Consider the following 14,510-nt stretch of genomic DNA (forward strand, 5'->3'; position numbering starts at 1 on the left):
GGGGCGGTCGGAGCGTACTGCCCCGACCGCCCCCCTTCGTTGACGATCGCGCTACTTGATCTCGCCGGTGCCGACGATCTTGCCGCCCTCGACCTTGTAGGCGAAGACCTTGATGTCGGCCGACTCGCCCTTGGCGTCGAACTTCAGCTGCTTCGTGACGCCCTTCTTGTCGTAGGACTTCACGAAGTCGACCATGCTCGAGCGGTCCTTGCCGGCGGCGATGCCGTCGAGCAGGATCGTGGCGGAGTCGTAGCCCTCACCGGAGTAGGTGTTGGGGTCCTCGTTGTACTTCGCCTTGTAGGCGGCCTGGAACTCCGGCGCCACGTCGGCGGGGACGCACGGGCAGGTGATGATGGTGCCCTCGGCGGCGTCCTTGGCGTTGTCGATGAAGGACTGGTCCTTGACACCGTCGGCCACGACGAACGTGCCCTTCCAGCCGGCGTCGCGCAGCTGCTTGATGAGCGGCGCGGCCTCCGGCGAGTAGCCACCGAAGAAGAGCGCGTCGGCGCCGGAGCTCGTCACCTTCGTGACGGAGGCGCTGAAGTCGGTCTGCTTCTGCTGGATGGTGTCGTTGCCGATGACCTGCGAGCCGAGGTCCTGACGGACGATGTCGGCCAGGCCCTTGCCGTACTCGGACGCGTCGTCGATGACGAAGGTCTTCGTCGACTTGACGGTGTCCTTGATGTACTTGGCGGCCGCGGGGCCCTGGGTGGCGTCGTTGCCGAGGGCGCGGAAGAAGGTCTTCCAGCCGTTCTCAGCGAGCTTAGGGTTGGTCGCGGACGGCGTGATCGTCACGAGGCCGGCCTCGTTGAACGCCGGGTCGGCGGCCTTGGACTCACCGGAGAAGGCGGGGCCGACGATGCCGACGACCTTCTTGTCGTCGATGGCCTTCTTGGCCAGCGCCGGAGCCTGCGTCGGGTCACCCTGCGAGTCGTAGTTCTCGAGCGTGACCTTGCAGTCACCGTGCTTCTTGTTGTAGTCGTCGAGGGCGAGGTTCACGCCGTTCTGGATGTAGATGCCCAGGTTGGCGTTCGGGCCGGTGAGGGCACCGAACATGCCGATCTTGTAGTTGCCGCAGGCTGCAGCACCACCGCTGGCGGCAGGTGTAGCAGTGTCGCCACCCTTGGTGCCACAGGCGCCGAGGGCAAGCGCTGCGACCGCGAGCGGCACAGCGAACTTGAGGGTAGAACGCACGGGTGTCCTCCTGATGTCACACATCCCTCGGTCGAGGGCTGTCTGGAGACTAAGCCCCACCCTGCGCCGGGGTCACGAGAAACTCGCGATGAGTGACCGTGTCGTGACCTGTTCGGACCGGGCTGCCGGACGATGTGCGGCCGAGCGTGCGTCAGGACGCCGGAAAGCCGTTGATGACGGCCTCGGCGACCTCCTTCATCCCGAGTCGGCGGTCCATCGCGGTCTTCTGGATCCAGCGGAACGCGTCGGACTCGCTCAGCTTGAGCTGGCTCATCAGCACGCCCTTGGCGCGGTCGACGAGCTTGCGCGTCTCGAGCCGCTCGCCGAGGTCGGCGATCTCGGCCTCGAGGGCCTTGAGCTCCTGCCAGCGCGACGTCGCGATGTCGATGGCGGGCCGCAGGTCGTCGGCCGTGAACGGCTTGACGATGTAGGCCATGACACCGGCGTCGCGGGCCCGCTCGACGAGCTCGGTCTGCGAGAAGGCGGTGAGCATGATGACGGGGCACAGCTTGGCCTCGTGGAGCTGCTCGGCGGCCGAGAGCCCGTCGAGGACGGGCATCTTGACGTCCATGATGACGAGGTCGGGCCGGACCTCCTTGGCGAGCTCGACGGCCTGCTCGCCGTTGCTCGCCTGGCCGACGACGTCGTAGCCCTGCTCCCCCAGCATCTCGACGAGGTCGAGACGGATGAGCGCCTCGTCCTCGGCGACGAGGATGCGGGTGGCGCCGCTGACCGGCGCGGCGTTGCCGGTGTCCTCGGCTGCCGGAGTCGCCTCGGGGGCAGCCGGGGCAGCCGAGGCCTCGGCTGCGGTGGCGGGGGTCGGCCTGGGGGTCGTGCTCTCGTCTGTGCTCACGGGCAAAGCGTAGCCGGGGCCACGTTTCCGGCGCGTTTCGGGACCGTCGGCCCCACGTCACGGTCGGCCCGGGCCGGACGTGGGGGCCGCGGGCGACCAACGGTGCCGAGGGCGGGACTCGAACCCGCACGGCCTTGCGGCCAGAGCATTTTGAGTGCCCCGTGTCTGCCATTCCACCACCCCGGCCGGAGTGCCGCGCCAGCATACCCGTGACGACGCGGGAGCCGTGGCCGGTGGCCGCCGACCCTCCCCGGGGACGCACGTGTGCCGCCGGGCCGGGCCGGCGGCACACGTGGTCTCTCGATCGCGGGGGTCGGACGAGCTCAGCTCGTGACCTCCTCCGGCCGGTAGGCCGGGGCGGCCCGGTTGACCGCGTCGCCCACGCGGTGGACGCGCAGCGCGTTCGTCGAGCCGGGGATGCCGGGGGGCGAGCCGGCGACGATGACGACGCGGTCACCCTCGGCGATGCGGCCCTCCGGCATGAGCTTGAGGTCGACCTGCATGGCGAACTGGTCGGTGTGGAACATCCGCGGCACGAGGTAGGTCTCGATGCCCCAGACGAGCGCGAGGCGCGAGCGGACGCGGGGGTCGGAGGTGAACGCCAGCATGGGCAGCCGCGGGCGGATGCGGGCCATCCGCGTCGCCGAGCCGCCGGTCTCGGTGAAGGTGATGAGGAACTTCGCCCCGACGACCTCGCCGATCTCGGCCGCCGCCTTGGTGACGGCACCCCCGACCGTCTTGGGGTTGGTCTTCATCCGGGCGATCTTGTCGTAGCCGTGGACCTCGGTGGACTCGATGATGCGCGCCATGGTGCGCACCGAGTCGATCGGCCAGGCGCCGACGGACGTCTCGCCGGAGAGCATGAGCGCGTCGGCGCCGTCGAGCACCGCGTTGGCCGCGTCGGAGGCCTCGGCGCGGGTCGGGCGGGGGTTCTCGATCATCGACTCGAGCACCTGCGTGGCGACGATGACCGGCTTGGCCTCGCGGCGGGCCAGCTCGATGGCGCGCTTCTGCACGAGCGGCACGTCCTCGAGGGGCATCTCGACGCCGAGGTCGCCACGAGCGACCATGATGCCGTCGAACGCCGCGACGATGCCCTCGAGGTTGTCGACGGCCTGCGGCTTCTCGATCTTGGCGATGACCGGGATGCGCTCACCGAACTCGTCCATGATCGCGTGCACGTCGACGATGTCGTCGGCCGAGCGCACGAAGGACAGCGCGATCATGTCGACGCCGAGGCGCATCGCGAAGCGGAGGTCCTCGCGGTCCTTGTCGGACAGGGCAGGGACGCTGACGGCCACGCCGGGCAGGTTGATGCCCTTGTTGTTGCTGACCTGGCCGCCGATGACCGTCTCGGTGAGCACGTCGGTGTCGGTGACCTCGACCGCGCGCAGCATGACCTTGCCGTCGTCGATGAGCAGCACGTCGCCCGGGGTCACGTCACCGGGCAGCCCGTCGTAGGTGGTGCCGACGATGCTGTCGTCGCCGTCGACCTGGCGGGTGGTGATGGTGAAGCGCTGGCCGGGGCTCAGCGTCACCGGACCGCCGGAGAAGCGCCCGGTGCGGATCTTGGGTCCCTGGAGGTCGACGAGGATGCCGACGGCACGTCCCGACGCGTCGCTCGCGGCGCGGCAGTCGCGGTAGACCTGCTCGTGCACGGAGTGGTCACCGTGGGAGAGGTTGAGTCGGGCGACGTCCATGCCGGCGTCGACGAGGGCGCGGAGCTGGGTGGGCGATGAGGTCTTGGGTCCGATCGTGCAGACGATCTTGGCGCGACGCATGCTTCAACCTTATGGGTGCTGTGACGTGGGTCACCACATGGGTTCGTCCTGTGGGACGCCCCGCGGCGTCGTCGGCGCGGGCTCCGTTGTGGCTCAGGGTGATCATGAGCGTATGCCGTGTCGCCGAGGTGGCGACACGGCATACGTCCGGGTGTGGCGGGGTGGCCGGATGCGGGGCCGGTGCGGTCAGACCGTGACCGGGCGGTCGCTCGGGCCGATCGGACGCGGCAGCGAGCTCGAGCCGGTCAGCCACGCGTCGACGCCGGCGGCGGCGGCGCGCCCCTCGGCGATGGCCCAGACGATGAGCGACTGGCCGCGGCCGGCATCGCCGGCGACGAAGACGCCCGGGACCGAGCTCATGAAGTTCTTGTCCCGCTGCACGTTGCTGCGCTCGTCGAGCGTGACACCGAGCTGCTCGACGACGCCCGGACCCTGCGGGCCGAGGAAGCCCATCGCGAAGAGGACCAGCTGGGCCGGGATCTCGCGCTCGGTGCCGGGCTTGGACGTCGGGCGGCCGTCGACGAACTCGACCTCGGTCAGGCGCAGCGCTGCGACGTTGCCGTCGTCGTCGCCGACGAACTCCGTCGTGCTGACGGCGTAGAGGCGCTCGCCGCCCTCCTCGTGGGCGCTCGCGACGCGGTAGAGCATCGGGTAGGTCGGCCACGGCTGGGTGCCGGGGCGGTCCTCCCCCGGTTGCGGCATGATCTCGAGGCTCGTGACGGACGCCGCGCCCTGCCGGTGGGCGGTGCCGATGCAGTCGGCACCGGTGTCACCACCGCCGATGACGATGACGTGCTTGTCGGTGGCCAGGATCTGGCCCTCCACCTGCTCGCCGAGCGCAGCCCGGTTGCCCTGCGGGAGGTAGTCCATCGCCTGGTGGATGCCGCCGAGCCGGCGACCCGGGACGTCGAGGTCGCGCGGGACCGTGGCCCCGAGCGCGAGCACGACGGCGTCGTAGCGGTCGCGCAGCTGGCGACCCGTGATGTCGACCCCGACGTCCATCCCGTTGCGGAAGCGGGTGCCCTCGGCCGTCATCTGGTCCAGACGCCGGTCGAGGACCGACTTCTCCATCTTGAACTCGGGGATGCCGTAGCGCAGCAGACCCCCGGGCTTGTCGGCGCGCTCGAAGACGGCGACGGTGTGGCCCGCGCGCGTCAGCTGCTGGGCGGCCGCCAGGCCGGCCGGGCCCGACCCGACGACGGCGACCGTCTTGCCGGACAGGCGCTCGGGCGGGAGCGGCTTGACGAGGCCCTCGTCGAAGGCGCGCTCGATCGTCGTGACCTCGACCTGCTTGATCGTCACGGCCGGCTGGTTGATGCCGAGCACGCACGCCGTCTCGCACGGCGCCGGGCAGAGACGGCCGGTGAACTCCGGGAAGTTGTTCGTCGCGTGGAGCCGCTCGATGGCGTCGGACCAGTCCCCGCGCCAGGCGAAGTTGTTCCACTCGGGGATGAGGTTGCCGAGGGGGCAGCCGGAGTGGCAGAACGGGATGCCGCAGTCCATGCAGCGGCCGGCCTGGCGCTGGAGCTGGCCGAGCTCCTGCTCCTCGTAGACCTCCTTCCAGTCCCGGATGCGCACGGGGACGGGACGGCGGGCCGGGAGCTCGCGCTCGCGGGTGGTGAGAAAGCCTTGGGGGTCAGCCACGGGAAGCCTCCATGATCCGGTTCCACACTTCGGGTCCGTCGAGGTCGAGGCCCTGCGCCTCGGCCTCGGTCCGGACGTCGAGGACACGCTGGTAGTCGCGCGGGAGCACGAGCGTGAAGCGCTCGCGCGCCGCCGCCCAGTCGTCGAGCAGCGCCCGCGCGACCGGCGACTCGGTCCACCTGACGTGGCCCTCGAGCAGCTCGCGGAGCGGCCCCTCGTCGTCGGGCCGCAGCGGCAGGAGGTCGACCATCTCGCGGTTGACCAGGTCGGCGTCGAGGTCGAGGACGTAGGCGACGCCACCGGACATGCCGGCCGCGAAGTTGCGCCCGGTCCGGCCGAGCACGACGGCCGTGCCCCCGGTCATGTACTCGCAGCCGTGGTCGCCGACCCCCTCGACGACCGCGTGGGCGCCGGAGTTGCGCACGCAGAAGCGCTCGCCGACGATGCCGCGCAGGAAGATCTGGCCGGTCGTCGCGCCGTACGCGATGACGTTGCCACCGATGACGTTCTCCTCGGCAACGAGGGTGGCCTCGCGGTGCGGCCGGACGGCCACGCGGCCACCCGACAGTCCCTTGCCGACGTAGTCGTTGGCGTCGCCGAAGAGCTGCATCGTGACGCCCGCCGGCAGGAAGGCGCCGAAGGACTGCCCACCGGACCCGGTCATCGTCAGCTCGATCGTGTTGTCGGCGAGACCGTGCGGGTGCGCCTTGGTCACGTGGTGACCGAGCATCGTGCCGACGGTGCGGTTGACGTTGCGCACCGCGATCTGGGTGCGCACCGGCTCGCCGGACTCGATGGCCGACAGGGCGCGGCTCAGCAGCTCGTTGTCGAGCGCCTTGTCGAGCCCGTGGTCCTGCGTGGCCGACTGGTGGAGCGTGCCACCGGTCGGGTTGTCGGCGACGGCGAGGATCGGGCTGAGGTCGAGGCCGGACGCCTTCCAGTGCGCGATGGCCTTGTCGAGGTCGAGGCTGCCGACCTGGCCGACGGCCTCCTCGATCGAGCGGAAGCCGAGCGAGGCCAGGTGCTCACGCACCTCCTCCGCGATGTACTCGAAGAAGGTCTCGACGAACTCCGGCTTGCCGGAGAAGCGCGAGCGCAGCTCGGGGTTCTGGGTCGCGATGCCGACCGGACAGGTGTCGAGGTGGCAGACGCGCATCATGATGCAGCCGGAGACGACGAGCGGCGCGGTGGCGAAGCCGAACTCCTCGGCACCGAGCAGCGCAGCCACGACGACGTCGCGACCGGTCTTGAGCTGCCCGTCGACCTGGACGACGATGCGGTCGCGCAGGCCGTTGAGCACGAGGGTCTGCTGGGCCTCGGCGAGGCCGAGCTCCCACGGCGCGCCCGCGTGCTTGAGCGAGGTGAGCGGCGAGGCGCCCGTGCCGCCGTCGTGGCCGGAGATGAGCACCACGTCGGCGTGCGCCTTGGACACGCCGGCCGCGACCGTGCCGACACCGATCTCGGAGACGAGCTTGACGTGGATGCGCGCCGCCGGGTTGGCGTTCTTGAGGTCGTGGATCAGCTGCGCCAGGTCCTCGATCGAGTAGATGTCGTGGTGCGGGGGCGGCGAGATGAGCCCGACGCCGGGCGTCGAGTGCCGCGTCTTGGCCACCCACGGGTAGACCTTGTGCCCGGGCAGCTGCCCGCCCTCGCCGGGCTTGGCGCCCTGCGCCATCTTGATCTGGATGTCGTCGGAGTGGGTGAGGTAGAGGCTCGTGACGCCGAAGCGTCCGGACGCGACCTGCTTGACGGCCGAGCGGCGCTCGGGGTCGAGCAGGCGGTCGATGTCCTCGCCGCCCTCGCCGGTGTTCGAGCGTCCGCCGAGGTGGTTCATCGCGATCGCGAGGGTCTCGTGCGCCTCCCTGGAGATCGAGCCGTAGCTCATCGCCCCCGTGTTGAAGCGCTTGACGATCTCGCTGACCGGCTCGACCTCCTCGATCGGCACGGGCAGCCGGCCCGTGACCCCGGTCGGCCGGAAGCCCATGAGGCCGCGCAGCGTCATGAGCCGGGACGTCTGGTCGTCGATGCGCCCGGTGTACTGCTTGAAGATGTCGTAGCGGCGCTGGCGCGTCGAGTGCTGGAGGCGGAAGACCGTCTCGGGGTCGAAGAGGTGCGGCTCGCCCTCGCGGCGCCACTGGTACTCGCCGCCGACCTCGAGGGTGCGGTGCGGCTGGTGGACGCCGTCCGGCGGGTAGGCCCGGGCATGGCGCTCGGCCGCCTCGCGGGCGATGACGTCGAGGCCGACGCCGCCGAGCTGGCTGACGGTGCCCGTGAAGTAGCGGTCGACGAGCGGCTGGGCCAGGCCGATGGCCTCGAAGACCTGGGCGCCGCGGTAGGAGGCGACGGTCGAGATGCCCATCTTGGACATGACCTTGAGGACACCCTTGCCGAGCGCCTTGATGAGGTTGGCCACGGCCTTCTCGGCCGTGACGCCCTCGATCTCGCCCGCCCGGACGAGGTCCTCGACGGTCTCCATGGCCAGGTAGGGGTTGACGGCGGCGGCACCGAAGCCGATGAGCAGGGCCACGTGGTGGACCTCGCGCACGTCGCCGGCCTCGACGAGCAGACCCACCTGGGTGCGGGTCTTCTCGCGGATGAGGTGGTGGTGGACGGCAGCCGTGAGCAGCAGCGACGGGATGGGCGCGAGGTCACGGCCCGAGTCGCGGTCGGAGAGCACGACGAAGCGGGCTCCGCGGCGGATCGCCTGCGAGACCTCGGCGAAGATCTCCTCGAGGCGGTCGCGCATGGCGGCCGCTCCCCCGGTGACGTCGTAGAGGCCGCGGACGACGTGCGTGGCGTAGCCGGGCAGGTCGCCGTCGGCGTTGATGTGCACGATCTTGGCGAGCTCGTCGTTGTCGATGACGGGGAAGTCGAGGACGAGCTGCCGGGCGTGGCTCGGGGACGCCGACAGCGCGTTGCCCTCCGGGCCCATGTACGTGCCGAGCGAGGTGACGAGCTCCTCGCGGATCGCGTCGAGCGGGGGGTTGGTGACCTGCGCGAAGAGCTGGGTGAAGTAGTCGAAGAGCAGGCGTGGCCGCGACGACAGGACGGCGATGGGCGTGTCGGTGCCCATCGAGCCGAGCGCCTCGCCACCCGACCGGGCCATCGGCGTCAGCAGGATGCGCAGCTCCTCGGCGGTGTAGCCGAAGGTCTGCTGACGACGGGCGACCGAGGCGGCCGTGTGCACGATGTGCTCGCGCTCGGGAAGGTCCTCGAGGCGGATGAGACCGGCGTGCAGCCACTCGGCGTACGGCTTGGCGGCCGCGAGCTGGCTCTTGATCTCCTCGTCGCTGACGATGCGGCCGTGCTCGGTGTCGACGAGGAACATCTTCCCGGGCTGCAGCCGGCCCCGCTGGACGATGGTGCGCGGGTCGAGCTCGAGCACGCCGGACTCCGACGCGAGCACGACGAGCCCGTCGTCGGTGACGGTGTAGCGGCCCGGACGCAGGCCGTTGCGGTCGAGGACCGCCCCGACGAGCGTGCCGTCGCTGAAGCAGACGTTGGCCGGGCCGTCCCACGGCTCCATGAAGGTCGAGTGGAACTCGTAGAAGGCCTTGCGGGCGGGGTCCATCGTGGCGTGGTTCTCCCACGCCTCGGGGATCATCATGAGCACGGCGTGCGGAAGCGAACGGCCACCGAGGTGGAGCAGCTCGAGCACCTCGTCGAAGCTCGCGGAGTCGGAGGCCTCCGGCGTGCAGACCGGGAAGATCCGCTCGAGGTCGCCCGGGATGATGTCGGACGTCAGCAGGCTCTCGCGGGCGTGCATCCAGTTGCGGTTGCCCTTGACGGTGTTGATCTCGCCGTTGTGGGCGATGAACCGGTACGGGTGCGCGAGGGGCCACGACGGGAACGTGTTGGTCGAGAAACGCGAGTGAACGAGGGCGAGCTCGCTCGCGAAGCGCGGGTCCGACAGGTCGGGGAAGAACGGCTCGAGCTGGCCGGTCGTCAGCATGCCCTTGTAGACGATGGTGCGGGAGCTGAGCGAGGCGAAGTAGACGTCGACCTCGTGCTCGGCGCGCTTGCGCAGGCAGAAAGCGAGGCGGTCGAGTCCCAGGGCCACCTGGCGGCCGATCGAGCTGCTGACGAAGAGCTGCTCGAAGAACGGCATGCAGTCGCGCGCGACGGTGCCGACGAGGTCGGCCTCGACGGGGACCTCGCGCCAGCCGAGCACCTTGAGGTTCTCGGCGACCGCGATCTCCTCGATGCGGGCCTTGGCGGCGGCCCGCTCGATGGGGTTGGGGGGCAGGAAGGCGATGCCGGCGGCATACGCCCCGCTGTTGGGGAGCGTGAAGGGGACGTTCGCCCGGAAGAACTCGTCGGGGATCTGCGTCAGGATGCCCGCGCCGTCACCGACGAGCGGGTCGGCGCCCGTGGCACCACGGTGGTCGAGGTTGCGCAGTGCCGTGAGGGCGTGGTCGACGATGTCGTGACCGGCCGTCCCCCGCATCGTCGCGATGAGGGCGACACCGCAGGCGTCGTGCTCGAACTCGCGTCGGTAGAGACCGGAGTTCTCCGGGTGTGCACTGAAGAGGGCACGGGTGCGGGTGTGCGGCGGCATCTTCACCGTCCTTCTGCTGGGTCCCAGGCGGGCGACCGCGACGGGGCCACGCGACATGACTGAGGGCATGTGGACGGCACTGGCCACAGGCGTTGCTGACGACGATATCGGAGGGACCGCTCGTCCTACCTGTTGATACGGCGGATTCCGAATCGTGAGACGCCGTGCTCACGGCCACGGTCGGGACGTGATGCAGACCGCATCAGGACTGCGCCGGACGGTCCACCTTCGCGTCGCTGCCCACGGTGTCGTTCGGCCGGTCCGAGCCGGTCTGCACCGAAGGATCTTCGGGGTCGTCGGCGCCCGCCTCGTCGCTCGGCACCTGCGCCGACTCGCGACCCGCCGCGTGGTCCTTCTCGTCGGGGTGGTCGCCCGCCCCCTCGAGGGTCGGGTCGTCCGGCGACACCGGGACCGGGGGCTGCTCCATCCGGGCGAAGCGCCGCCACAGGTAGACGCCGAGCAGGAACACGAGGATCGAGACCCACGTGTTGACGCGCTGACCGAGGATGAGGTTGGCCGAGTCGGTGCGCATGTTCTCGATGACGATGCGGCCGATCGGGTAGCCCATGACGTAGGCGGCGAAGACCTGGCCCGCCTTGAGCTGGCGATGACGGCCGAGCCAGATGAGGAAGGCCGCGAGCAGCAGGCACCAGAGGGCCTCGTAGAGGAACGTCGGGTGGAAGTAGCCCTTGACGACGGGGTTGCCCTGGCCGTCGACGACGGCCCGGCCGAGGGAGGTGTCCCACTCGTAGATGCGCAGCCGCCACGGCAGGTCGGTCGGCGCGCCGTAGATCTCGTTGTTGAACCAGTTGCCGAAGCGGCCCATGGCCTGGGCGATCGCGAGCCCGGGAGCGGCGGCGTCGACGAAGTCGCGGAAGGCGACGCCGTTCTTGCGGCAGCCGATCCACGCGCCGACGGCGCCGAGCGCCACGGCGCCCCAGATGCCGAGGCCGCCCTCGTAGATGGCGAACGCCTTCAACGGCTGGCCGTTCTCGCCGAAGTACGGCTGCGGCGTCGTGATGAGGTGGTAGATGCGTCCGCCGACGATGCCGAACGGCACCGCCCACGCGGAGATGTCGATGGCGACGCCCTTGCGGTGCCCGCGGGCCTCGAGCCGCTTCTGCGTCAGCCAGACGGCGACGACGATGCCCGCGAGGATGCACAAGGCATAGCCGCGGATCGGCAGCGGGCCCAGGTGCCAGACCCCGACGCTCGGCGACGGGATGTCGGTGGGCAGGAATGCGCCCAGCGCGGCCGGGACCCCGGCGAGCAGGCTCATGACCGGCCCCGACGGACGCCGTCGGCGAGCTCACGGGCGAGGCCGCCGAGCGCCTCGAGGCCMTGCTCGTCGGAGTCGGCCTCGGTGAGGCAGCGCACGAGCGCCGAGCCGACGATGACCCCGTCGGCGTAGCGGCCCACCTGGGCCGCCTGCTCGCCGGTCGAGACACCGAGCCCGACGCAGACGGGCAGGTCAGTGTGCTCGCGGGTGCGTGAGACGAGGGCGTCGGCGGCCTCGCCGACGCTGGCTCGCGCACCGGTGACGCCCATGACGGCGGTCGCGTAGACGAAGCCACGGCACTGGGAGGTCACGGCCTCGAGGCGCTCGGGGGTCGAGCTCGGCGCCACGAGGAAGACCTTGTCGAGGTCGTGGGCGTCGGCAGCGGCGATCCAGTCGCCGGCCTCRTCGGGGATGAGGTCAGGGGTGATGAGCCCGGCTGCCCCGGCGGCGGCGAGGTCGGTGGCGAAGCGCTCGACGCCGTAGCGCAGGACGGGGTTCCAGTACGTCATCACGAGCGCACCCGCGCCGGCGGCCGAGACCTCACGCGCCGCCGTGAAGATGTCGGTCAGGTGCACGCCGGCCGCGAGGGCCCGCACGGCGGCATCCTGGATGACGGGGCCGTCCATGACCGGGTCGCTGTAGGGCACCCCGATCTCGATGATGTCGACGCCGGACTCGACGAGGACCTTCATCGCCGCGATCGACCCCTCGACCGAGGGGAAGCCGACGGGGAGGTAGCCGATGAGGGCCGCGCGGTTGTCGGCACGGCACTTCTCGATGATGGTGGCGACGCTCACTGCTGCTCCCCCATGCCCTTGGCGCCGTCGTCGTCCGGCAGACGCGGCGAGCCGTCGTCGCCGATGAGGCCGAACCACTCGGCCGCCGTGTGGACGTCCTTGTCGCCGCGCCCCGAGAGGTTGACGAGCAGGACGGCGTCGGGTCCGAGCTCGCGGCCGACCTTCATCGCACCGGCGAGCGCGTGCGCGCTCTCGATGGCGGGCAGGATGCCCTCGGTGCGCGAGAGCAGCGAGAAGGCCTCCATGGCCTCGACGTCGCTGATCGGGCGGTACTCCGCGCGCCCCGACTCGAGCAGGTGGGCGTGCTCGGGTCCGACGCTGGGGTAGTCGAGACCCGCCGACACGCTGTGCGACTCGACGGTCTGGCCGTCCTCGTCCTGCATGACGTAGGTGAAGGCGCCGTGGAGCACGCCGGGGATGCCGGCCGAGAAGCGCGCCGCGTGCTTGCCGGACTCGACGCCCTCGCCGCCCGCCTCGAACCCGATGAGCCGGACCGAGCGGTCGTCGATGAAGCGGTGGAAGATCCCCATCGCATTGGAGCCGCCGCCGACGCAGGCGAGGACGGCGTCGGGCAGCCGACCGACGAGGTCGAGCACCTGCTGGCGCGCCTCGACACCGATGACGCGGTGGAAGTCGCGGACCATCTCCGGGAAGGGGTGCGGCCCGGTGACGGTGCCGAGCACGTAGTGCGTGGTCTCGACGTTGGCGACCCAGTCGCGGAACGCCTCGTTGACGGCGTCCTTGAGCGTCTTGCTGCCGTTGTCGACCGCGACGACCTCGGCGCCGAGCAGGCGCATCCGCGCGACGTTGAGCGCCTGGCGCTCGGTGTCCTTGCGGCCCATGTAGACGACGCAGTCGAGGCCGAGCAGGGCGGCCGCCGTGGCCGTCGCGACGCCGTGCTGGCCCGCACCGGTCTCGGCGATGACGCGCGTCTTGCCCATGCGCTTGGTCAGCAGGGCCTGGCCGAGGACGTTGTTGATCTTGTGCGAGCCGGTGTGGTTGAGGTCCTCGCGCTTGAGGATGACGCGGGCGCCGCCGCAGTGCTCGGCGAAACGCGGCACCTCGGTGATGATGCTCGGGCGCCCGGTGTAGGTGCGCTGGAGACGCTCGAGCTCGCCGACGAACTCCGGGTCGACGACGGCCTTGCGCCAGACCTCCTCGAGCTGCTCGAGGGCGGGGATGAGCGCCTCGGGGACGTAGCGTCCGCCGAAACCCCCGAAGCGGCCGTATGCCGGCACGTTGGATGTCGTGGTCATGCTCACTCTCCTGCCGCGCCGGGTCGGGCCGAGGCCCGGACCGCGGTCGCGGCGTCGATGAAGCCGCGGATCGCGGCCTCGGGGGCGCCGTCCTTGACGAGGGCCTCGCCGACGAGCACGGCACCGGCTCCCGCCCGCACGTACGCGGCGACGTCGGCCGGCCCGCTGACCCCGGACTCGGCCACGCCGACGACGCCCTCGGGGACGCGCGGCAGCAGGTCGGTCACGGTGCGGGGGTCGACCTCGAGGGTCTTGAGGTTGCGGGCGTTGACGCCGACGAGGACGGGGTCGAGCGCGAGGGCCCGGTCGAGCTCGGCGGCGTCGTGGACCTCGACGAGCGCGGTCATGCCGAGCTCGCGGGCCTGGTCGTTCAGGTCGCGCATGAGGGCGTCGTCGAGAGCCGCGACGATGAGCAGGATGAGGTCCGCGCCGTGGGCCCGGGCCTCGGTCACCTGGTAGGCGTCGACCATGAAGTCCTTGCGCAGCAAGGGAGTCCGGACCGCTGCGCGCACCTCGTCGAGGTCGGCGAGGCTGCCGGAGAACCGGCGCTCCTCGGTGAGCACGCTGATGGCGCTCGCTCCCCCGGCGGCATACGACCGCGCCAGCAAGCCGGGCTCGGGGATGTCCGCGAGCGCGCCCTTGCTCGGGCTCGACCGCTTGACCTCGGCGATGACGGCGACGCCTTCTGCGGAGCGGATGCCCGGCATCGGGTCGAGCGCCGGGGGCACCGACGCGAGTCGCGCCTCCAGGTCAGCCGGCGACAGCGCGGCGCGACGGCGTCCGAGATCCTCGCGGACGCCGCTGATGATCTCGTCGAGAACCGTCGGCACTGCTCTCAGCTCTTGCCGAGGGTCTCGGCACCCGTCTCGTCGGGGGCGTCGACGATCGAGCCCGCCTGCGCGTGGTGCCCCTTGTTGCCGTAGCCGGCCATGGACATCGTCTTGCCCGCGGCGACACCGGCCACGATGACGACGGCACCGATGATGCCGAGGACGAGGCTGGGGATGATGACCGCGACCGACGCGATGGCCGTGCCGAGCAGGATGACTCCGACCCCGGTCCAGGCTGCGGTGCTGTGACCGTGGTCCTCGTGCTGCTCTTCCATGGCGTCCTCTCTGGTCCGATCGGCGCCACTCGCGTGCGGGCCG

Annotated in this window: 10 protein-coding genes and 1 tRNA gene; all 11 read right to left on the reverse strand. The window is 70.9% G+C overall.

Annotation, left to right across the window (positions count from 1 at the left end; genetic code table 11):
* Positions 1 to 51: 51 nt before the first annotated feature.
* The 11 genes from AB4Y83_RS06690 to AB4Y83_RS06740 all read right to left on the reverse strand — a co-directional run bounded on the left by AB4Y83_RS06690 (position 52) and on the right by AB4Y83_RS06740 (position 14,467).
* Positions 52 to 1,194: a branched-chain amino acid ABC transporter substrate-binding protein gene (locus AB4Y83_RS06690; RefSeq protein WP_442273641.1), complete on the reverse strand. Its 1,143-nt coding sequence runs from the start codon at positions 1,192 to 1,194 to the stop codon at positions 52 to 54.
* 151 nt (positions 1,195 to 1,345) lie between these two features.
* Positions 1,346 to 2,047, reverse strand: a complete 702-nt coding sequence (locus AB4Y83_RS06695; protein WP_442296370.1) for an ANTAR domain-containing response regulator — start codon at positions 2,045 to 2,047, stop codon at positions 1,346 to 1,348.
* 103 nt (positions 2,048 to 2,150) lie between these two features.
* Positions 2,151 to 2,233, reverse strand: a tRNA-Leu gene (locus tag AB4Y83_RS06700).
* Positions 2,234 to 2,370: 137 nt separating this feature from the next.
* Positions 2,371 to 3,828, reverse strand: a complete 1,458-nt coding sequence (gene pyk / locus AB4Y83_RS06705) for a pyruvate kinase (protein ID WP_442273643.1) — start codon at positions 3,826 to 3,828, stop codon at positions 2,371 to 2,373.
* Between the two features lie 186 nt (positions 3,829 to 4,014).
* The gene (locus tag AB4Y83_RS06710; protein ID WP_442273644.1) at positions 4,015 to 5,472 is read right to left on the reverse strand and encodes a glutamate synthase subunit beta; all 1,458 of its coding nucleotides are present in this window, start codon (positions 5,470 to 5,472) and stop codon (positions 4,015 to 4,017) included.
* Positions 5,465 to 10,030 (reverse strand): glutamate synthase large subunit, encoded by a 4,566-nt coding sequence (gene gltB / locus AB4Y83_RS06715; protein ID WP_442296371.1) that lies wholly within the window; start codon positions 10,028 to 10,030, stop codon positions 5,465 to 5,467. The genes AB4Y83_RS06710 and gltB overlap by 8 nt, the downstream gene beginning before the upstream one ends.
* Before the next feature lie 202 nt (positions 10,031 to 10,232).
* Positions 10,233 to 11,309: a prolipoprotein diacylglyceryl transferase gene (gene lgt, locus AB4Y83_RS06720; protein ID WP_442296372.1), complete on the reverse strand. Its 1,077-nt coding sequence runs from the start codon at positions 11,307 to 11,309 to the stop codon at positions 10,233 to 10,235.
* A complete protein-coding gene (gene trpA, locus AB4Y83_RS06725) occupies positions 11,306 to 12,106 on the reverse strand; it encodes a tryptophan synthase subunit alpha (RefSeq protein ID WP_442296373.1) in 801 nt (266 codons plus the stop codon). The genes lgt and trpA overlap by 4 nt, the downstream gene beginning before the upstream one ends.
* Positions 12,103 to 13,362, reverse strand: a complete 1,260-nt coding sequence (trpB, locus tag AB4Y83_RS06730; protein WP_442273648.1) for a tryptophan synthase subunit beta — start codon at positions 13,360 to 13,362, stop codon at positions 12,103 to 12,105. Before trpB ends, trpA begins: the two co-directional genes overlap by 4 nt.
* A 2-nt stretch (positions 13,363 to 13,364) precedes the next feature.
* Positions 13,365 to 14,192, reverse strand: a complete 828-nt coding sequence (trpC, locus tag AB4Y83_RS06735) for an indole-3-glycerol phosphate synthase TrpC (protein ID WP_442296374.1) — start codon at positions 14,190 to 14,192, stop codon at positions 13,365 to 13,367.
* A 5-nt stretch (positions 14,193 to 14,197) separates the two neighbouring features.
* The gene (locus tag AB4Y83_RS06740) at positions 14,198 to 14,467 is read right to left on the reverse strand and encodes an HGxxPAAW family protein (protein WP_442273650.1); all 270 of its coding nucleotides are present in this window, start codon (positions 14,465 to 14,467) and stop codon (positions 14,198 to 14,200) included.
* Between the last annotated feature and the right edge of the window lie 43 nt (positions 14,468 to 14,510).

This window comes from Terrabacter sp. RAF57, from assembly GCF_052113925.1.
In the GTDB taxonomy this organism is placed as follows: domain Bacteria; phylum Actinomycetota; class Actinomycetes; order Actinomycetales; family Dermatophilaceae; genus Terrabacter.